Below are 19796 nucleotides of genomic sequence, written 5' to 3'. Positions count from 1 at the left end.
CAGTGTGAACCTCACTGTGAGTTAAGTGTGATATCAAATATGATGACACTTAACATATAAGGGTCCAGCAACAAAAACCCCGGCTTATACGGGGTTTTTTGTTATCTAAGCATTTATAAATGCATTTAGATGATAATGTTTGCTTGGAATTTAAATTGGGCTTTGAGCCCTTTTTTTGTTTCTGGAGTGGTTAAATGACTGGTTTAGAAAGACAACTTACTGAAATGCTTGACGCTCCAGTAGCAGCATCAGGTTATGAGTTAGTTGGATTAGAATTTATTCGTGCTGGTGAGCACTCAACGCTACGCATTTACATCGATTCACCAAATGGTATCAATGTAGATGATTGCTCTGAAGTTAGTCACCAAGTAAGTGCCGTAATGGACGTTGAAGATCCAATTTCAGTGGCTTATAACCTTGAAGTGTCTTCACCAGGTTTAGAGAGACCACTGTTCAAAGCTGAGCATTACCAACAATTTATTGGTCACGAGGTAAGCATCGTTTTGAAAATGGCTGTCGGCAACCGTCGTAAATGGAAAGGTGATATCCAATCTATCGAAGGCGAGACAGTGAAAGTATTGGTTGAAGGACAAGAAGAAGAATTCGTCCTGAGCAATATTGCGAAAGCTAACCTGATCCCTAAATTTTAGTTCTCCTAGAGAGAAGAGCTTAAGAGGCTAGATTAATGAACAAAGAAATTTTGGCGGTAGTAGAAGCTGTTTCTAATGAGAAAGCAGTTCCTCGTGAGCGTATTTTTGAAGCGCTTGAAATCGCGCTTGCAACGGCAACAAAAAAGAAAAGCGAACTAGAAATCGAAGTTCGTGTTGAGATTGACCGTAAAACGGGTAATTTCGAAACTTTCCGCCGTTGGGAAGCTGTTGAGGAAGTTGAATTCCCAACAAAAGAAATCTCTATTGAAGCTGCAAAGTACGATGATCCAGAGATCGAACTTGGCGGTTTCATCGAAGATGATATCGAATCAGTAACGTTTGACCGTATTACGACTCAAACAGCTAAGCAAGTTATCGTACAGAAAGTACGTGAAGCTGAACGCGCTCAAATCGTTGAACAGTTTATTGATAACGAAGGCGAGCTAGTCACTGGCGCAGTTAAGAAAGTTAACCGTGACACAGTGATTCTAGATCTAGGTAACAATGCTGAAGCGGTAATCCTTCGTGATGACCAACTTCCTCGTGAAAACTTCCGTCCAGGTGACCGTGTTCGTGGTCTTCTATACGCAGTTAAGCCAGAAGCTCGTGGTTTCCAGCTTTTTGTTACTCGTTCTAAGCCAGAAATGCTAGCTGAACTATTCCGTGTTGAAGTGCCTGAGATTGGTGAAGAGCTAATTGAACTTAAAGGTGCTGCACGTGACGCTGGTTCTCGTGCTAAAATCGCCGTTAAAACAAACGACAAACGTATTGACCCTGTTGGTGCGTGTGTTGGTATGCGTGGCGCACGTGTACAAGCTGTATCTAACGACCTTGGCGGTGAGCGTATCGATATCGTGCTTTGGGATGATAACCCGGCGCAATTCGTTATCAATGCAATGGCTCCTGCTGATGTTGCTTCTATCATCGTTGATGAAGATACGCACTCAATGGACATCGCGGTTGAAGCTGACAATCTAGCGCAAGCTATCGGTCGTAGCGGTCAAAATGTACGTCTAGCGTCTCAACTTACTGGTTGGGAACTGAACGTAATGACTGTTGCTGATCTAGAGAAGAAGCACCAAGAAGAAGCAGTTGCTTCTATTGAAAACTTCATGAAGCACCTAGATATCGAAGAAGACTTTGCTCAAATGCTTGTTGAAGAAGGCTTCTCTACGCTTGAAGAAGTAGCCTACGTTCCTGTGAACGAGCTTCTTGAAGTAGATGGTCTAGATGAAGGTATCGTTGAAGAATTGCGTAACCGCGCGAAAGACGCACTGACAACTCTAGCGCTAGCGAAAGAAGAAACTTTCGATGGTGTTGAGCCAGCTGAAGACCTACTTGCACTTGAAGGTCTTGAGCGTGAAATGGCTTACAAGCTAGCAGCAAAAGGCGTTGCGACATTGGAAGACCTAGCTGACCAAGGCGTTGATGAACTAGAAGGCATCGAAGACCTAACTGCAGAGCGTGCAGGCGAGCTAATTATGGCTGCGCGTAACATCTGTTGGTTCGGCGACGAAGAATAATTCAGCAAGGAGAGAGAGCGGTATGACACAATTAACAGTTAAAGCACTGAGTGAAGAGATTGGTACGCCAGTTGACCGCTTAATTGAACAACTTGCTGATGCAGGCATGAAGAAAGCAGGGTCGGACCAAGTGACTGATTCAGAGAAGCAAACATTGCTAACGCACCTTAAAAAGGAGCACGGCGATACTTCTGGTGAAACAGAACCGACTCGTTTAACTCTTCAACGCAAGACCCGCAGCACGCTAAGTGTTGCCGCTGGAGGCGGTAAGAGTAAGGATGTTCAAGTTGAGGTACGTAAAAAGCGTACTTACGTGAAGCGCAGCACTATTGAAGATGAAGCGAAACGTGAAGCTGAGGAAGTAGCTAATCGTGAAGCGGAAGAGAAAGCACAACGCGATGCTGAAGAGCAAGCGAAACGTGATGCTGCAGAGAAAGCACAGCGCGAAGCCGAAGCAAAAGTAACACGTGAAGCGGATGCAAAACGTGAAGCTGAAGAGAAGGCTCAACGCGCACAAGCTGAAAAGGCTAAAAAAGACATGAATTCAAAAAATGCAGACGCTAACGCACAAGCGAAAAAAGAAGCGGATGAACTTAAAGCTCGTCAAGAGCAAGAAGCAACTCGTAAAGCCGAAGCTGAAGCAGCTAAGCTTGTTGAAGAAGCTCGTAAGTTAGCAGAAGAGAACCAAGAACGTTGGTCTGAAGAAGAGAAGAAGAAGAAAGAGCAAGAGAAATCTGCGGATTACCATGTGACGACTTCTACTTACGCTCGTGAAGCTGAAGATGCGGCAGACAAAAAAGATGAGAAAGCACCTCGTCGTCGCAAGAAGAAACCAGCTCCAGCAACTCAACCTGGCAATAACCGTGGTGGTCGTAACCAACGTGGTCGTGGCGGTAAAGGTAAGCTTGCTAAACCAACTTCAATGCAGCAAGGCTTCGATAAGTCAGCGACTGTTGCAAAATCTGACGTTGCTATCGGCGAAACTATCGTTGTTTCTGAACTGGCTAGCAAAATGTCAGTTAAAGCAACTGAAGTTATCAAAGTAATGATGAAGATGGGCGCTATGGCGACTATCAACCAAGTGATCGACCAAGAAACAGCACAACTTGTTGCTGAAGAAATGGGTCACAAGGTAATCCTACGTAAAGAAAACGAACTTGAAGAAGCAGTACTAGCTGACCGTGATAGCGATGCTATCGCTGAAGGTCGTGCTCCTGTTGTTACTATCATGGGTCACGTTGACCACGGTAAAACTTCAACACTTGACTACATTCGTAAAGCACACGTTGCTTCTGGCGAAGCTGGCGGTATCACGCAGCACATTGGTGCTTACCACGTAGATACTGACAACGGCATGATCACGTTCCTTGATACTCCTGGACACGCGGCCTTTACTGCTATGCGTGCTCGTGGTGCTCAAGCGACAGATATCGTTGTACTTGTTGTTGCTGCAGACGATGGCGTAATGCCACAAACAATCGAAGCAATCCAGCACGCGAAAGCGGCAGGCGTTCCTCTGATTGTTGCTGTGAACAAGATCGACAAAGAGGGTGCAAACCCAGACAACGTTAAGAATGAGCTAGCTCAATACGACGTTATTCCTGAAGAATGGGGCGGTGAGAACATCTTCGTTCACATCTCTGCAAAACAGGGTACAAACATTGATGGTCTTCTAGAGTCTATCCTTCTTCAGTCTGAAGTTCTTGAACTTACAGCGGTTAAAGAAGGCATGGCATCTGGTGTTGTTGTTGAATCTCGCCTTGATAAAGGTCGTGGTCCAGTTGCAACAGTACTAGTTCAGTCTGGTACTCTAAACAAAGGCGATATCGTTCTTTGTGGTCAAGAGTACGGCCGTGTTCGTGCAATGCGTGATGAAAACGGTAAAGACATCGAAACTGCAGGTCCATCTATCCCTGTAGAAATTCTAGGTCTTTCTGGCGTTCCTGCTTCAGGTGATGAAGCGACTGTTGTACGTGATGAGCGTAAAGCGCGTGAAGTTGCAAACTACCGTCAAGGTAAATTCCGTGATGTTAAACTAGCTCGCCAACAAAAAGCGAAACTAGAGAACATGTTCGCGAACATGACGGCAGGCGAAGTTGCTGAACTTAACGTTGTACTTAAAGCTGACGTTCAAGGTTCTGTAGAAGCGATTGCTGACTCTCTACTGAAACTGTCAACTGACGAAGTTAAAGTGAACATCGTAGGTTCTGGTGTTGGTGGTATTACTGAAACTGACGCAACGCTTGCTGCAGCTTCTAACGCTATCATCCTTGGTTTCAACGTTCGTGCTGACGCAACTGCGCGTAATACAGTTCAGAACGAAAACCTAGATCTACGTTACTACTCAATCATCTACCAACTGATTGACGAAGTTAAACAGGCAATGGGCGGTATGCTTGCTCCTGAATTCCGTCAAGAAATCATTGGTCTTGCACAAGTTCGTGACGTATTTAAGTCGCCTAAACTTGGTGCAATCGCTGGTTGTATCGTTACTGAAGGTACGATTAAGCGTAGCAACCCAATCCGTGTACTTCGTGAAAACGTTGTTATCTACGAAGGTGAACTAGAGTCACTTCGTCGCTTTAAAGATGACGTTCAAGAAGTTAAGAATGGTTACGAGTGTGGTGTTGGCGTTAAGAACTACAATGACGTTCGCGTTGGTGACCAGATCGAAGTATTCGAAATCGTTGAGGTTAAACGTACTCTAGACTAATCAGTCTGTACGACTCGACATATTGACTAAGGTTACTAACATTACTAATAAAGGTAATAAGGTAATCGGTTGTTGAATACACCATGGGGGGCTGGTAATTACCAAGCCCCCCATCTTTCTAAGTGAGAAAAGAAAATGTCAAAAGAATTTAGCCGCACACAACGTGTGTCTCAGCAGCTTCAAAAGGAGCTTGCGCTTATCCTACAACGTGAAGTTCGTGACTCACGTATCGGTATGGTAACTATCTCAGACGTAGAAGTGTCTCGTGACCTTGCTTACGCAAAAGTGTTCGTTACTTTCCTATGTATCGGTGAGCAAACACCTGAATCATGTCTTGCTGCTCTTAAAGAGCATGAAGTGCCAGTTCGTATGGCTCTTGGTAAGCGTATTCGTCACCGTCTAACGCCTGAAGTGCGTTTTACTTACGACAACACACTAGTAGAAGGCATGCGTATGTCTAACTTAGTAAGTGAAGTTTTAAACGACGATAAGCGTAAGCAAGAAGAGTCTGGCCGAACTGACGAAACTCAGTCTAAGGGCGAAGAGTAATGGCTCGCCGTCGTAAAGGTCGCCCTATCAACGGGGTAATTCTGTTAGATAAGCCAACGGGCATTTCGTCTAATGATGCACTGCAAAAAGTAAAACGTATTTACTTTGCAGAGAAGGCAGGGCACACCGGTGCTCTTGATCCTCTTGCGACTGGCATGCTGCCAATTTGTCTTGGTGAAGCAACGAAGTTTTCTCAGTTTCTATTAGATTCTGACAAGCGCTACGTAGTAATCGCTAAGCTTGGTGAGCGTACCAATACTTCTGACTCTGATGGTGAAGTGGTAGAGACACGAGATGTTAACGTGACTCAAGAGCAACTTGAACGCTGCATTGCAAGCTTCAAAGGGGAAACCGACCAGATTCCGTCAATGTTCTCAGCATTGAAGTATCAAGGTAAGCCTTTGTATGAATACGCACGTGCAGGTATCGAGGTGCCTCGTGAATCTCGTAAAATCACTGTTTACTCTATTGAACTGCTTCGCTTTGAAGGTGATGAAGTTGAGATGGAAGTGCATTGTTCAAAAGGCACTTACATCCGCACAATTACCGACGATCTTGGTGAAATGCTAGGTTGTGGTGCCCACGTGACCATGCTTCGCCGTACTGGTGTTGCTAAGTATCCGTACGATCGTATGGTGACTTTGGAGCAGTTGAACGAGATCCTAGAGCAAGCGCAGGCGCAAGAAATTGCACCCAAAGAACTGCTTGATCCACTATTAATGCCAATGGACACAGCCGTTGAAGACTTACCAGAAGTTAACTTAAACGCGGAACTGACTGACCTAGTTCAGCACGGTATGCCCGTTCAGGTTTCTGGTGCGCCAACTGAAGGTACGGTTCGCATGACAAGTGGTGAAGAGAAACTGTTTGTTGGTGTTGCTCAGATTGCTGAAGATGGCCGAGTTGCACCGAAGCGTTTGGTTGTTTTCAGAGATGAAGAGCCACAACCATAACGCTGAAACCTAGTTAGGTATTGGCGCTTAGCCTGGAAAAGCGAATCAATAATATAGAAAGCGAGCCCTTAATTTTAATGGTTCGCTTTTTTCGTTTTTCATCAGTTCGATTGTTATTGCACCAACTCGTAAACTTCCCTATAATCCTCGACTCGCGTAGCGGCTGAATCAGAGATTGGCTGCTACAAATATAAACTTACTCTTATCAGGAGAGATTTATGTCTCTGAATGCAGAAACTAAAGCAGCAATCGTTGCAGAATACGCACAATCTGAAGGCGACACAGGTTCACCAGAAGTACAAGTAGCACTACTTACTGCTTCTATCAACCACCTACAAGGTCACTTCAAAGCGCACAAACACGATCACCACAGCCGTCGTGGTCTATTACGTATGGTTTCTAGCCGTCGTAAGCTTCTTGATTACTTGAAAGGCAAAAACCTTACTCGTTACCAAGACCTAATCAAGCGTCTAGGCCTACGTCGCTAATAGCGATGTCTGCAAAGACAGTTTGAAGAAAAGGAGCATTTATGCTCCTTTTTTTGTGCCTGTTATATTTTTAATGTTAAAAATGAAGGTTCTCTGTGCGGTTAACCTGATTTTTAATCGTGAAAATGTCTCTTACCAAGAAAATAGTTTATACTCTCGCACGCGAATAATTGTTTGATTATTTCGCACCCTAATTAGCTCAACAATAACAGTCACAGATGTCGGCCAATAGGTCGCGACTATTAAAAGCAGATGTTTAGTCTGATTGAACTTCTCGTCTTTTTTTACTAGTCGCGATTAGTTATTGCTGAGCATTCATTCACTTATTCTGAAAAGAGATTTTCAGATGAAGGATATACAATGTTTGAAAAACCAGTTGTAAAGTCATTCCAGTACGGTAACCACACCGTTACTCTAGAAACGGGCGTAATGGCACGTCAAGCTACTGCTGCTGTAATGGCGACTATGGACGATACATCAGTATTCGTTTCTGTTGTTGCTAAAAAAGAAGCTGTTGCGGGTCAAGATTTCTTCCCTCTAACAGTTAACTACCAAGAGCGTACATACGCTGCGGGTAAAATCCCTGGTGGTTTCTTCAAGCGCGAAGGTCGTCCATCTGAAGGCGAAACACTAACAGCTCGTCTGATTGACCGTCCAATTCGTCCACTTTTCCCAAGTGCGTTTAAAAACGAAGTTCAAGTTATCGCTACGGTTGTTTCTATCAACCCTGACGTAAACCCAGACATGATCACTATGATCGCAACGTCTGCTGCACTTGCTATCTCTGGTGCTCCATTCAATGGTCCTATCGGTGCTGCACGTGTTGGTCACATCGACGGCGAACTTGTTCTTAACCCATCAAATACTGAGCTTGAAAACTCTAAACTAGACCTAGTTGTGTCTGGTACAGAAGGCGCAGTACTTATGGTTGAATCTGAAGCAGATAACTTATCTGAAGAAGAAATGCTTTCAGCTGTTGTTTACGGTCACGACCAACAACAAGTTGTAATCAAAGCAATCAACGAGTTTGCTGCTGAAGTTGCAACTCCATCTTGGAACTGGGAAGCGCCAGCAGTTAACACTGAGCTTAAAGCTAAAGTTGCTGAGCAAGCTGAAACACGTCTATCTGACGCGTACCAGATCACTGAGAAAATGGCTCGTTACGAGCAAGTTGGCGCAATCAAGAACGACACTGTTGAAGCTCTAATTGCACAAGACGAAAACCTAGATGAGCGCGAAATCCGCGGCATGCTTGGTTCTCTAGAGAAAAACGTAGTACGTAGCCGCATCATTGCTGGCAACCCACGTATTGATGGCCGTGAAAAAGACATGGTTCGTGCGCTAGACGTACGTACTGGTGTTCTTCCACGTACACACGGTTCTTCTCTATTCACTCGTGGTGAAACTCAAGCACTTGTTACTGCAACGCTTGGTACACAACGTGATGCACAAATCATCGACAGCCTAATGGGTGAGAAGAAAGACAACTTCCTTCTACACTACAACTTCCCTCCATACTGTGTAGGTGAGACTGGTTTCGTTGGTTCTCCTAAGCGTCGTGAAATTGGTCACGGTAAGCTTGCTAAACGTGGTATCCAAGCAGTAATGCCTTCTGTTGACGAATTCCCATACACAGTTCGTGTTGTATCGGAAATCACAGAATCTAACGGTTCTTCTTCAATGGCTTCTGTATGTGGTACATCTCTAGCACTTATGGATGCTGGTGTTCCAATCAAAGCTTCTGTTGCGGGTATCGCAATGGGTCTTGTTAAAGAAGGCGACGATTTCGTTGTTCTTTCTGACATCCTTGGCGACGAAGATCACCTAGGTGATATGGACTTTAAAGTAGCAGGTACTAACGCTGGTATCACTGCACTTCAAATGGACATCAAGATCGAAGGTATCACTAAAGAGATCATGCAAATTGCTCTTAACCAAGCGCAAGGTGCACGTAAGCACATCCTTTCTGTAATGGATGAAGCTATCTCTGGTGCTCGTGAAGATATCTCTGAATTCGCTCCACGTATCCACACAATGAAAATCAGCTCTGATAAGATCAAAGATGTTATCGGTAAAGGCGGCGCAGTTATCCGTGCTCTTTGTGAAGAAACGGGTACTACAATCGAAATCGAAGACGATGGCACAATCAAGATTGCTGCTACTGAAGGCGCAGCTGCTAAAGAAGCTATCCGTCGTATCGAAGAGATCACTGCTGAAGTTGAAGTTGGCCGCATTTACCAAGGTAAAGTTGCTCGTCTAGCTGACTTCGGTGCATTCGTTACTATCCTTCCAGGTAAAGATGGTCTAGTACACATCTCTCAAATCGCTGATAAGCGCGTTGAGAAAGTGTCTGACTACCTAACTGAAGGTCAAGAAGTACCAGTTAAGGTTCTTGAAATTGACCGTCAAGGCCGTGTACGTCTAAGCATGAAAGAAGCAGTTGAAACGCCAGCTGAAGGCGAAGCACCTGCTGCTGAGTAATTCTTAGCCTATTAATGGGACTATCGCTTTTTAGTGATTTCTAACCCATTGGTAAAAAAGCATGTTATAAAGGGGAGCATATCGCTCCCCTTTTTTATTGCGGTCATAACAGGAGTAATTATTTGTGAAATGGTTTCAAACCGCGAGTATGTGTTTACTGCTTGTACTGACAGGTTGTGCGACAACATCAGATAACACCTCACGTTGGGTTTATCCACCAATGGCTGTACCGCTGCAACCAAGCGTTCAGCAAGAGGTTCAAATTGCACGTCTTAGTCAATTATTACAGCGCCCGGACTTGAATGATGAAGTTCGATCTAAGATGCTGTTTGAACGTGGTAACTACTACGATAGTGTTGGCCTGCGTGATCTAGCACGTCTCGACTTCAACCAATCTCTTTCATTGAACCCTGCTCAACCTGATATCTTCAACCTTTTGGGGGTTTACTTTACGCAGGTAGGGGAGTTTGATGCGGCTTATGAATCTTTTGATTCTACGTTAGAGCTTGATCCTGCAAACTCTTACGCAGAAAGAAACCGCTCTATCGCACTCTACTACGGCGAACGTTATGATTTAGCCAATGAAGAGATGACGAAGCATTATACCGATGACCCAAGTGATCCATTCCGTGCGCTTTGGTTGTATATCATTCAGCACGAACTCACGCCAGAGCAAGCCAAGCTTGATTTGCAAAAACGTTACGAGAGCCGTGATGAGCAGTGGGGTTGGGTATTAGTCGCGATTATGCTTGATGACATTACTGAAGAGCAGGCTTTTAAGGCCATCTTGACCGGTACTCGTGACAACACGTTACTTGCGCAGCGCCTAACTGAGACATATTTCTACCTTGCTAAGCGTTACCACATGAATGGGGACTACGCGAATGCGATCTCTCTGTACAAGTTGTCAGTGTCTTTCAATGTGTATGAATATGTAGAGCATCGTTACTCTTTCTTAGAGCTAAGCCGTATATTTACTACTCTTAAAGCCGAGCACTTAGCAAAAGTTAAGTTGGCTGAGGCCGAAGAAAAAGCCGACACAAAGTAAACGATATATTTTGATTCCGAAGAACCGCTGCCTGTCAGCGGTTTTTTTATGTTCCTTTTTTATAAACAGGTGGTGGGGGGGGGCTCGTTTTTGATTGCTTTTTATTTAAACAACACTAAAATAGTTAGCCTTGCTAACTAAATGCCATTCTTGATTAGGTGAGTATGCTGAACCAGAATTTAGAAAAGATTGAGCGCTTCGCCTCTAAGATATGGCGAACTCAGGTAAATGAAGATCCTATTTGCCAATTGAGCTTCAATGAGTATGACTATTTGAAGGTCATTCAATCTTCTCCTGAACCGATTCGATTGACTGATCTTGCGATTGAGATGCAGGTGACCAAGCCTTCAGCAACCACTATGGTTCAGAGACTAGAGAGAAAGGGGCTTGTTGAGCGTAAAGCTTCGCTCGAAGATGCGAGGTCTAAGTTGGTCGTATTGACCAGCAAAGCTGAAGTCGGCTTAGAAGAAGAAAGTAAGATCTATCAGGTCATGGCACAGATATTGGAAAGTCGTTTGTCTGAGCAAGAGTCTCAGCAGCTAAACCTATTATTAAATAAAGCTTTGAAGTAAATAATTTAGATATTTAGTTAGCCTTGTTAACTAATTTTTCGAGTCATATCTTGTTGATATGCGAATCACAGATGAAAGTAGAGTAAGAAATGAGTAACTCAATTAGTCGTCAGTTTTGGCGATACACAATCCCTACTGTGGCTGCCATGTTGGTTAATGGCCTTTACCAAGTGGTGGATGGCATCTTCATTGGCCGCTATGTGGGGGCTGATGGACTTGCAGGTATCAATGTTGCGTGGCCTGTGATTGGTTCGATTCTCGGTATTGGTATGTTGGTGGGTGTAGGTACAGGTGCGCTTGTCTCGATTCGCCAAGGTGAAAAAGATACTCAAGGCGCTAAGGAGATCTTAGCAACAGGTTTAACCTTGTTGTTGGCGATAACACCTATTGTTTCTGCATTGCTGTTTTTGTTTGCTGATAACTTCTTGCTTTGGCAGGGCGCAGAAGGGAGAGTGTATGAACTTGGCCTACAATACTTACACATTCTGATTGGCGCGAGTGTCTTCACGCTAGGTTCGATCGCGATGCCGTTTTTACTGCGTAACGATGACAGCCCGAACTTGGCCACCATACTGATGATTGTCGGTGCGGTGATCAATATAGCTCTGGATTATCTGTTTATTGCTCAGCTTGGTTGGGAGTTGAAGGGTGCTGCATTGGCAACCGCGATTGCTCAGTTTGTAGTAACAGGTTTGGGGTTAGCTTACTTCTTCTCACGTCGAGCAAACCTGCGCTTGCGTTGGAATGAACTGAGACTGAAGCTTGATGTGATTCCACAAATCTTTGCCATTGGTACATCAAGCTTCTTTATGTACGCTTACGGTTCGATGATGGTTGCGCTGCACAATGCGTTGTTCTCTCAATATGGCGACCAGTTGATGATTGGTGCTTACGCGATTTTGGGCTACATAGTGACGGTTTATTATCTCACGGCTGAAGGTATCGCCAACGGCATGCAACCATTGGTGAGTTATAACCATGGTGCGCGTAACCAAGCGAATATCCGTAAGCTACTTAAGATTGCGATGATGAGTTCGGTATTGATTGGTGTGGCGTTCGTGCTGCTTCTGAACGCGTTCCCACGAGAGTTTGTGTCAGTCTTTAACTCAGATGAACCTCAGCTAGTTGAGTACACCGTGTTGGGTATTCGATTGCACATGTTTGCACTGGCGCTTGATGGCTTCTTAGTGGTAGCGGGTGCTTACTATCAGGCGGTCAACAAAGGCAGTAAAGCGATGTTTGTCATGCTAGGTAATATGCTTATCCAGTTACCTTTCTTGTACATTATGCCTAAGTTGTACGGTGTGCCGGGGATCTGGGTTGCGTACCCACTGTCTAATATTGCGCTAAGCGTGGTGGTGATGGTGATGCTCTACAAAGATGTAAAGAAGCTCGATGTCTCACCGATGAATACAGCGGCGGCATAGGTCGTATTTCTTAAGTAGAATTAAAAAGGTCTAGCGAATGCTAGACCTTTTTGTCTCTGTGGCTGATGGGTTTAACTCTAGAAACTAGATGTTTTTAACGTCTAAACCCGCAAGCTGATGCCAGTAGCCATTGCACTGGCGGCTTTCAATCTTCATTGGTTTTTGACCTTGCTCGTTCGCTCTGAAGTTATTGATTTCAGAGAAAGTGTCGATACCCAATGGACTTAGGCGAACGACATCGACCAAGTCATGCATGCTCGGTAGATCATTGACTAGGTTGTAGCAGTAACCTGATTGCGTCTGGATACCATTAAGGTTAAATACCGATTGGCCTTCTTGGCTTTCGACCTGTAGACCTGTTGGGTATTTGATGCAGCAGGTTTCGCAATCGTCTTTGGCTTTGTTCTCTGCTCGGGCTGTAAAGCAACGTGCAGAGTAAGCAAGAGGTAAGTAGCCATGGCTAAACACTTCTACTTCGAACTTATTACGAATATTAAGCTCTTCGCACTGTTTCATTACGTTGCTTAGCCACTCGCGAGAAAGCTCAACGGGCATACACCAACGCGTCATACCTTGTTTCAAGAACAGGTTCAGAGTGCGTGCATTGTAGGTGTTCACCGCAGGGCCAACAACAAAAGGCACCTTACTTTCACTTGCCAGTTGAATCGCAGATACATCATTGGCTTCAATGGCGAAGTCACCGTTATCAATGTACTTCTTCATGATGTTGACTTCGCTTGGGGCTTCTAGCAATGCCATGGTTGAAAGTACCACTTGCTTACCTGAATCAGACAGCTCTTTTGCTATGTCCATCCAGTGTTTTGCTTTCATCTCACGGCGCTTTGAGCACACCGCTTCACCGAGGTAGATGATGTCGGCAGAGCTTGATTTTGCTTGCTCATAGAAGCTTTCAACATCTTGTTTTGGCCAAAAATAAAGTAGAGGGCCTAATGCGTATTTCATTGAGTTCTCCATTTGGCTCTATTGCCATTTACGGTGGTAAGCGCCAAGCGTGGTTTGTGTACCTTCAGATACATTCGCCAGTGTCGCATTCCAAGCTTGTTCCACTTGGTATTGTTCAGGGTTCGCTAAGTAGCGATCGATGGCTGCGCGCCAAGTGCGAGTGACTTGCTCGACATAAGCAGGGCTACGTTGGCGACCTTCAATCTTCACAGAAGCAACATTCGCGGCGAAAAGCTCAGGCAACATAGATAGTGTGTTAAGGCTAGTTGGCTCTTCAAGTGCGTGATAACGCTTTCGCTCACCATCTACTTCTGCTTCAAATCGGCCTTTACATAGCGTTGGGTAACCTGCGTTCTCACCTGCTTCATACTTGTCGATAAGGATTTCGTTCAAGCGAGATTCAAGTCCGCCATCCGTTTCTTGCCAGCGAACGTATTTTGCTGGAGAACATGCCCCAACCGTATTTGGCGATTCACCCGTCATGTATGAAGAGAGGTAGCAACGGCCTTCTGCCATGATACATAAGCTACCAAAAGCGAATACTTCGAGGTCAACGTCAGAAGTGATGTTACGAGAAAGCTGTTTGACCTGATGGATCGACAATACGCGCGGCAATACCACACGCTTAACGTTGAAATTTTTATGATAGAAGTCGATAGCGGCTGCATTGGTCGCAGATGCTTGTACTGATAAGTGCAGCTCTAGTTCTGGATATTTATTTGCAGCGTACTCGAGCACCGCAATGTCAGCGATGATCAGCGCATCAACGCCTAGTGCGGCGGCGTTATCTACAGCGTTAGTCCAGCGTTCGAAGCCGTTTGGGTGAGCAAAAGTATTTAAGGCAACGTGAATTTTCTTGTTGCGGTCATGCACATACTGCACAGCACGATCGAGCTTTTTACCCGCAAAGTTAAGTCCTGCGAAGTGTCGGGCATTCGTATCGTCTTTGAATCCGATATAGACAGCATCCGCACCGCAATCAATAGCGGTTTTCAAAGCAGGTAAGTTACCCGCTGGGCATAAGAGTTCCATTTGCTCACTACCAATAGAATAAAATTGAAGCGAGTATTTTATGAAGAATTATGAATGACGGAATTGATGTAAGGCAGGTTTAGATGGATAAATCTGCTTTTACCCCATTTGAGGTACTGACGAATGGCGAATTTACGCTTTAGCTTGGTGTTGGAGGGCGTGTTTAATTAATTCTTGTGACGACGGTTTTGGGCGAACAGTTCTTCAACCTCTTGTTTTGGTTGAGGGCGATAGAAGTGGAAACCTTGAATTGAACCACAGTTGAGGTTAGACAGCAGGGTTGCTTGCTCACTGGTTTCGACACCCTCTGCAACCACGGTTAAATCGAGAGATTTCCCAAGGTTGATGATGTTTTCAATTACGGTAATTTGCTTTGGTAAGGTATCGATATCTGAGATAAAAGCCCGGTCAATTTTAAGCTCATCAATCGGAAAGCGAGCAAGGTAAGATAGAGAAGAGTAACCCGTACCAAAGTCATCGATGGATAACGCAAAGCCAAGTCTCTTAATCGCGTTCAGCATTTGAAGCGTGTGCTCACTATCACTCATTACGGCACTTTCTGTAAGCTCAAAGGTAATCGCACTTGGATCTAGCTCAGTAGAACGCAGCAACTTCTCCATGAAATCAATCAATTTTGGATTACCAAACTGCTCTGGTGAAAGGTTGATCGCGACGCGACCAGGTAAAATACCTTGCATCTTCCAACGTTTCACCGTGGCAAATACTTCGCGCATTACCACACGACCAAGTTGTTCAATAAGGCCAGCTCGTTCCGCTACAGGAATAAATGCGGCAGGGCTAATATAACCTTCTACGGGGTGTTTCCAACGTACCAGAGCTTCTGCTCCGTTAATGGTGAAGTCACGCGCATTTACTTTTGGTTGGTACCAAACCTCAAGCCCGTTCTGTTGCAGTGCTTTTTGCAGTTCTATCTCAAGCCACAGTCGCATTCGCGCTTCTTTGTTCATCTGTTCGTTGAACTTGATCAGGCGGTTGCGTCCACGATCCTTAGCTTCATACATTGCGGTGTCAGCATTCTGTAGCAAGATACGTGCGTCACTGCCATCGTGAGGAAAGCTCACACTACCAATCGAGCAGGCTAAACGCTTGCTAAAATGGTGGAGATCGAAGGGTTGGTTGATCAGAGATATGATCTTTTCAGAGAGTATTTCAGGTGTTCGTGGGTGTTCAGGCTCAGGTAGAATAATACCAAATTCATCACCGCCTAAATGGCCAATAATAGCTTGACGAGGCAGTTGTCGTTTTAAGCGAGATGCGACCTCTTTAATCACTTTATCACCGATGTGGTGGCCAAGTGAGTCATTGATATTTTTGAAGTTATCGATGTCTAAGTAGAGCATCACAACAGGGGTCTTGTTGTGAATGAACTGCTCAAGGCTTTTGGTAAACCCAAGTCGGTTGTAGAGCTTAGTCAGTGTATCGATGTAGGCATCTTCACTGTTAGCGGGGGTGTATTGTTTTGTTGTTTCTTGAGCGTCTTGAATAAGTACGAGTTGGGTACTGCTTCCAAGAATGACCGTCGAGTCGATATTTAACTGAACTTTACGTTCAAAGCCACATCGAGCACCCGTTAAACAAACCAAGCCAGACTCAGAAATAATGGAGCTGAGGTCATTATTAAAGACTGTTTTGGTTTGTTCATCGATAAATAATCGGCCTAACTCTTCGCCAATCAATTCTGTGGTGGAGTTAAAACCAAGTAAGCGCGCAGCTGCAGGGTTCGAAGACAGAATGTAGTCGTTTTCAACTAATAGCAATCCGTCTGGGAGCAGGTGAGATAGCTTGTGGAATTTCGCTTCAGACTCTTCTAAAGAACGGACAAGTACTTGGTTTTCAGATGTATCGAAGGCGTGAAAGATGATGTATTCAGTCTTTTTACCATTGGTAAGCGGAGATAGGCTGAAATGAAGGCTAGTGTCTAAAGCCGTTTCGTTTAGGGTGATTTCGGCCTCAATCGTTTCGCCATTGAATGCACGCTCATAGTAAGGCTTTAGGTGTTGATAGAATTGCTCGCCCAAGGTTTGGCGGTCATTCATGCCTACAAGCTCTGTTTTACTTAAACCAGCAATATCACAGTAACGCTCATTCACCATAAAATAGTTATGTTGAGCATCAAGTACCGCAAAAAAGAACGGGCTGTTTGCAGTAAGCTGTGTAAACCAATGTTGTAGTTGCTGGGGAGGCATCAAAGTACTACCAATTCTCCAAGAGCTTGAATATTCACTATCGATAAACATTGATTGCTTTTTGTTCAGCTATCGATGTTTACTTGTGAGTGCAGCGATTCGCTGTGATTTTCATGACCAGAGTTACTATAACTGTGATTATCAATATATTAAAGGTCGAGCATCAAACTGAATTAATTTGATACATAACAGTAACTGAGATCTCAACATCATCTATGATGCTTTCTATATTATTGACAAAGTTACGGATAAGTCACGTGATAAACAAGATACGCACTCAACTAGTTCAAAATGCCGCATCAATTTTGCGATCTCCAGTCCAGTTATTACCAAAATCAGTACAAAAAAAAGCCTTATTAGAAGCATTGAAAAATGTATTCAAGGAGGCTTTAGAGGATGGTGATTTTGAGTTCTTAGAAGACAAGTGGCTTAAAGTTTCAATAAAAGATATGGGGTTAAGTTGGTGTATTAGCTACAAAAATGAGCAACTAGTTGTCGCTGATAAAGAGGTCAATGAAGATGTGAGTTTTAGTGGCAATCTAAATGATCTCGTGTTGATTGCTGGGCGAAAAGAAGACCCAGATACGCTTTTCTTCCAACGTCGACTGTCTATTGAGGGCGATACCGAGCTAGGCTTGGAAGTGAAAAATTTGATGGATAGCGTCGATTTAGACTTATTGCCGACTCCTATGAAAACTTTGTTAAATCAATTAGCTGATTTTGTGCAGAAGGGAGTACAATCCCCAGATACACAAAGTGAGGTAATGAATGCTTATTCGAACTGAAGCACCGGCAGATATACTTGTCATCGATCGTTTATTGAAATCTGTTTTTGAAACGGATGCAGAAGCTAATTTGGTTATGAGCTTGCGTGAGAATAGCCATTTAACGCTATCGCTGGTGGCTTGTTCTGATGAAGGGGAGGTGGTTGGTCACCTGATGTTTAGCCCTCTTACTCTTGATGGTGACGATCATAACTGGCAGGGGCTCGCACCTCTCGCCGTGAAAGAAGAGTTCCGCAATCAAGGCATTGCCAAATCACTGGTTGAAGACGCATTTTCTACTTTGGTAGATTTTGGTTACCCAGCCTGTGTTGTACTCGGTGATCCTGCTTACTACGGTCGTTTTGGTTTCAAGGCGGCGAGCGAATTTGGCCTGAGTTGTGTTTGGGATGTGCCTGAAGGCGCTTTTCAAGCGATTGAGTTGGTAGAAGGGGCGTTTGCTGGGCATTCTGGTGAAATTGCTTACAGCCCAGAGTTCAACGACTTATAAGCTGATTTACCACTCAATAAGATACAAACTGATTTAGTCTAAATAAAGGAGCTTGATGCTCCTTTATTTTTTGTTAGTATCAGCCCCAATGAGCACCGTTTAAGTTCACTCGAAGAATATTAATACCAACAAACCAAAGGTTACGACCGCTAGATATGTCACAAACACACGCGCAATATCTACAAGAGATGGGCATTAGCCAATGGGAGTTAAGTCACCCAGAGCGTTTGGCTGGTTATGAATCTGAATTGACTCTGTTATCGAATGATTGCAAGTTACTGTTGGTTTCACCAGAAAAACCTCAGGATGATCTCGCCGTGATGTTTGAGCGAGTACTCAAAAGTATCAAGCTCGACTTATCTCAAGCTTTACACCTTCAACCGCAACACTTGTCTGCTGTGGATTTAAGTTCGGTTGAATGGGTATGGTTTGCTGGTTGCGAATCTGCCCATGAACTGAAGGCAAAAACACTTCAATCTCCATTACTGTCTGACATTAACGGTAATAACCAACATCGCCGCGACTTATGGCAACAAATTTGTGCTTATGACTAATCAACTTTTACCCACTTCAGAACAACACCTAGACGCAATTTGGCAAATTGAGCAGACCGCGCATTCTCATCCTTGGTCTGAAAATATGATCCGTGATCTTAATAGTCGTGGAGGCAGCCACCGTGTTTTAGAAGTCGATGGGCAAGTGGTCGGCTATTTCTATGCTCAGAACATTGTCGGTGAGGTTACTTTGCTGACGATAGCGGTTGACCCTAAGCAGCAAGGCAAAGGTTACGGTAAGGCTTTGGTTGAGCACTTTCTCGATATGTGTGAACAAGCTGACGCGGAAAGTGCTTGGCTGGAAGTTCGCGAAAGTAATGTGAATGCTTTTAATCTTTACGAGAAGGCTGGCTTTAATGAAGTCGACCGCCGTCGTAACTATTATCCAACCAAGCAAGGCAACGAAGACGCCATCATTATGAGCTATCTTTTTATGTCTTTTAGCTAGTCATGTTACGTCTTTTCGTGAACTAGACCGCTAGCTCCGGAATTAGCCACAAAATAGGGTGTAAACTGACCCTTTAGAAAGTGACACGCTTTCTGTATAATCCGCACACAGAATTCAAGGGCAAGTATTATCTACTTGCCCTTTTTACGCTTTAGATCAGCAAAGGGCGACTATGTCTTTCCAACAAGAAGTGAGCAAACGTAGAACGTTTGCGATTATCTCTCACCCGGATGCGGGTAAAACCACGATTACTGAAAAAGTTCTTTTATTCGGAAACGCGATTCAAAAAGCGGGTACCGTAAAAGGCCGTGGCTCTAACCAGCACGCTAAATCTGACTGGATGGAGATGGAAAAAGAACGTGGTATCTCGGTAACTACGTCTGTAATGCAATTCCCATACAACGATTGTCTAGTCAACCTACTCGATACTCCTGGACACGAAGATTTCTCGGAAGATACGTACCGTACATTAACCGCGGTTGACTCTTGTTTGATGGTTATCGATGCTGCAAAAGGTGTCGAGGATCGTACTCGTAAACTGATGGAAGTAACGCGTTTACGTGATACACCAATCGTAACGTTTATGAACAAACTTGACCGTGATGTTCGTGACCCAATGGAAGTGCTAGATGAAGTGGAAAGCGAGCTAGGTATGGCTTGTGCTCCAATCTCTTGGCCTATCGGTTGTGGTAAAGAGTTTAAAGGCGTTTACCACATTCACCGTGATGAAACGATCTTGTATGAATCTGGCCACGGCCATGAGATCCAAGAAGTTCGCATCATCAAAGGTCTAGATAACCCTGAACTAGACGAAGCTGTTGGCGAAGATCTGGCGAGCAGCGTTCGTGAAGAACTTGAATTGGTTATCGGCGCATGTCCTGAGTTTGATCACGAACTGTTCCTTGCTGGCGAATGA

17 protein-coding genes and 1 pseudogene are annotated in these 19796 nt (G+C 44.4%); 15 read left to right on the top strand and 3 right to left on the bottom strand.

The window, feature by feature from the left end; all coding sequences use genetic code 11:
- Positions 1 to 194 precede the first annotated feature (194 nt).
- From rimP to MED222_RS08535, 10 genes are all read left to right on the top strand, one after another.
- Positions 195 to 650 (top strand): ribosome maturation factor RimP, encoded by a 456-nt coding sequence (gene rimP, locus MED222_RS08490; protein WP_004734501.1) that lies wholly within the window; start codon positions 195 to 197, stop codon positions 648 to 650.
- 35 nt (positions 651 to 685) lie between these two features.
- The gene (nusA, locus tag MED222_RS08495) at positions 686 to 2173 is read left to right on the top strand and encodes a transcription termination factor NusA (RefSeq protein ID WP_009847542.1); all 1488 of its coding nucleotides are present in this window, start codon (positions 686 to 688) and stop codon (positions 2171 to 2173) included.
- Between the two features lie 22 nt (positions 2174 to 2195).
- Positions 2196 to 4886: a translation initiation factor IF-2 gene (gene infB, locus MED222_RS08500; protein ID WP_009847541.1), complete on the top strand. Its 2691-nt coding sequence runs from the start codon at positions 2196 to 2198 to the stop codon at positions 4884 to 4886.
- A 135-nt stretch (positions 4887 to 5021) separates the two neighbouring features.
- Positions 5022 to 5435 carry a 30S ribosome-binding factor RbfA gene (gene rbfA / locus MED222_RS08505; protein WP_009847540.1) on the top strand — a complete coding sequence of 138 codons (414 nt, stop codon included), beginning with the start codon at positions 5022 to 5024 and terminating at the stop codon, positions 5433 to 5435.
- Positions 5435 to 6388, top strand: a complete 954-nt coding sequence (truB, locus tag MED222_RS08510) for a tRNA pseudouridine(55) synthase TruB (protein ID WP_009847539.1) — start codon at positions 5435 to 5437, stop codon at positions 6386 to 6388. The genes rbfA and truB overlap by 1 nt, the downstream gene beginning before the upstream one ends.
- A gap of 218 nt (positions 6389 to 6606) precedes the next feature.
- Complete coding sequence (rpsO, locus tag MED222_RS08515; protein ID WP_004734493.1) at positions 6607 to 6876, top strand: 30S ribosomal protein S15; 270 nt, start codon at positions 6607 to 6609, stop codon at positions 6874 to 6876.
- Between the two features lie 360 nt (positions 6877 to 7236).
- Positions 7237 to 9357 (top strand): polyribonucleotide nucleotidyltransferase, encoded by a 2121-nt coding sequence (pnp, locus tag MED222_RS08520; protein WP_009847538.1) that lies wholly within the window; start codon positions 7237 to 7239, stop codon positions 9355 to 9357.
- Between the two features lie 124 nt (positions 9358 to 9481).
- Positions 9482 to 10405: a lipoprotein NlpI gene (gene nlpI, locus MED222_RS08525; protein WP_009847537.1), complete on the top strand. Its 924-nt coding sequence runs from the start codon at positions 9482 to 9484 to the stop codon at positions 10403 to 10405.
- A 164-nt stretch (positions 10406 to 10569) separates the two neighbouring features.
- Positions 10570 to 10977 carry a MarR family winged helix-turn-helix transcriptional regulator gene (locus MED222_RS08530; protein WP_009847536.1) on the top strand — a complete coding sequence of 136 codons (408 nt, stop codon included), beginning with the start codon at positions 10570 to 10572 and terminating at the stop codon, positions 10975 to 10977.
- Positions 10978 to 11066: 89 nt separating this feature from the next.
- On the top strand, positions 11067 to 12404 hold the full coding sequence (locus MED222_RS08535; protein ID WP_009847535.1) for an MATE family efflux transporter: 1338 nt from the start codon (positions 11067 to 11069) through the stop codon (positions 12402 to 12404).
- An 84-nt stretch (positions 12405 to 12488) separates the two neighbouring features.
- Here MED222_RS08535 and MED222_RS08540 read toward each other — a convergent pair whose 3' ends face one another.
- The 3 genes from MED222_RS08540 to MED222_RS08550 all read right to left on the bottom strand — a co-directional run bounded on the left by MED222_RS08540 (position 12489) and on the right by MED222_RS08550 (position 16606).
- Positions 12489 to 13367, bottom strand: coding sequence for a U32 family peptidase (locus MED222_RS08540; RefSeq protein WP_009847534.1), 879 nt, complete (start codon positions 13365 to 13367; stop codon positions 12489 to 12491).
- 18 nt (positions 13368 to 13385) lie between these two features.
- Positions 13386 to 14399 carry a ubiquinone anaerobic biosynthesis protein UbiU gene (gene ubiU / locus MED222_RS08545; protein ID WP_009847533.1) on the bottom strand — a complete coding sequence of 338 codons (1014 nt, stop codon included), beginning with the start codon at positions 14397 to 14399 and terminating at the stop codon, positions 13386 to 13388.
- Positions 14400 to 14566: 167 nt separating this feature from the next.
- On the bottom strand, positions 14567 to 16606 hold the full coding sequence (locus MED222_RS08550; RefSeq protein ID WP_009847532.1) for a sensor domain-containing protein: 2040 nt from the start codon (positions 16604 to 16606) through the stop codon (positions 14567 to 14569).
- Positions 16607 to 16863: 257 nt separating this feature from the next.
- Here MED222_RS08550 and ubiT point away from each other — a divergent pair, with 257 nt between their 5' ends.
- The 5 genes and pseudogenes from ubiT to prfC form a co-directional block, all read left to right on the top strand.
- Positions 16864 to 17391 (top strand): ubiquinone anaerobic biosynthesis accessory factor UbiT, encoded by a 528-nt coding sequence (gene ubiT / locus MED222_RS08555; RefSeq protein WP_009847531.1) that lies wholly within the window; start codon positions 16864 to 16866, stop codon positions 17389 to 17391.
- Positions 17375 to 17878: a GNAT family N-acetyltransferase gene (locus tag MED222_RS08560; RefSeq protein ID WP_009847530.1), complete on the top strand. Its 504-nt coding sequence runs from the start codon at positions 17375 to 17377 to the stop codon at positions 17876 to 17878. Before ubiT ends, MED222_RS08560 begins: the two co-directional genes overlap by 17 nt.
- 155 nt (positions 17879 to 18033) lie before the next feature.
- Entirely contained in the window at positions 18034 to 18432 is a 399-nt protein-coding gene (locus tag MED222_RS08565; protein ID WP_009847529.1) for a DNA polymerase III subunit psi, read from the top strand.
- On the top strand, positions 18425 to 18880 hold the full coding sequence (gene rimI / locus MED222_RS08570) for a ribosomal protein S18-alanine N-acetyltransferase (protein WP_009847528.1): 456 nt from the start codon (positions 18425 to 18427) through the stop codon (positions 18878 to 18880). Before MED222_RS08565 ends, rimI begins: the two co-directional genes overlap by 8 nt.
- A gap of 172 nt (positions 18881 to 19052) precedes the next feature.
- A pseudogene (prfC, locus tag MED222_RS08575) lies at positions 19053 to 19796 on the top strand (peptide chain release factor 3); the annotation flags it as partial.

It is taken from the genome of Vibrio sp. MED222, assembly GCF_000153005.1.
GTDB classification, from domain to species: Bacteria; Pseudomonadota; Gammaproteobacteria; order Enterobacterales; family Vibrionaceae; genus Vibrio; species Vibrio tasmaniensis_A.
Note: the sequence above shows the minus strand (reverse complement) of the source record. Positions and strands in the feature narration are given on the sequence as shown.

What these genes read in the sequence shown, in the direction of transcription:
- MED222_RS08540 (WP_009847534.1), bottom strand. Translation starts at nt 13,367, where the DNA reads ATGAAATACGCATTAGGCCCTCTACTTTATTTTTGGCCAAAACAAGAT.
- ubiU (WP_009847533.1), bottom strand. Translation starts at nt 14,399, where the DNA reads ATGGAACTCTTATGCCCAGCGGGTAACTTACCTGCTTTGAAAACCGCT.
- nusA (WP_009847542.1), top strand. Translation starts at nt 686, where the DNA reads ATGAACAAAGAAATTTTGGCGGTAGTAGAAGCTGTTTCTAATGAGAAA.
- MED222_RS08550 (WP_009847532.1), bottom strand. Translation starts at nt 16,606, where the DNA reads ATGCCTCCCCAGCAACTACAACATTGGTTTACACAGCTTACTGCAAAC.
- rimI (WP_009847528.1), top strand. Translation starts at nt 18,425, where the DNA reads ATGACTAATCAACTTTTACCCACTTCAGAACAACACCTAGACGCAATT.
- MED222_RS08535 (WP_009847535.1), top strand. Translation starts at nt 11,067, where the DNA reads ATGAGTAACTCAATTAGTCGTCAGTTTTGGCGATACACAATCCCTACT.
- rpsO (WP_004734493.1), top strand. Translation starts at nt 6,607, where the DNA reads ATGTCTCTGAATGCAGAAACTAAAGCAGCAATCGTTGCAGAATACGCA.
- infB (WP_009847541.1), top strand. Translation starts at nt 2,196, where the DNA reads ATGACACAATTAACAGTTAAAGCACTGAGTGAAGAGATTGGTACGCCA.
- pnp (WP_009847538.1), top strand. Translation starts at nt 7,237, where the DNA reads ATGTTTGAAAAACCAGTTGTAAAGTCATTCCAGTACGGTAACCACACC.
- rbfA (WP_009847540.1), top strand. Translation starts at nt 5,022, where the DNA reads ATGTCAAAAGAATTTAGCCGCACACAACGTGTGTCTCAGCAGCTTCAA.
- MED222_RS08565 (WP_009847529.1), top strand. Translation starts at nt 18,034, where the DNA reads ATGTCACAAACACACGCGCAATATCTACAAGAGATGGGCATTAGCCAA.
- rimP (WP_004734501.1), top strand. Translation starts at nt 195, where the DNA reads ATGACTGGTTTAGAAAGACAACTTACTGAAATGCTTGACGCTCCAGTA.
- MED222_RS08530 (WP_009847536.1), top strand. Translation starts at nt 10,570, where the DNA reads ATGCTGAACCAGAATTTAGAAAAGATTGAGCGCTTCGCCTCTAAGATA.
- truB (WP_009847539.1), top strand. Translation starts at nt 5,435, where the DNA reads ATGGCTCGCCGTCGTAAAGGTCGCCCTATCAACGGGGTAATTCTGTTA.
- MED222_RS08560 (WP_009847530.1), top strand. Translation starts at nt 17,375, where the DNA reads ATGCTTATTCGAACTGAAGCACCGGCAGATATACTTGTCATCGATCGT.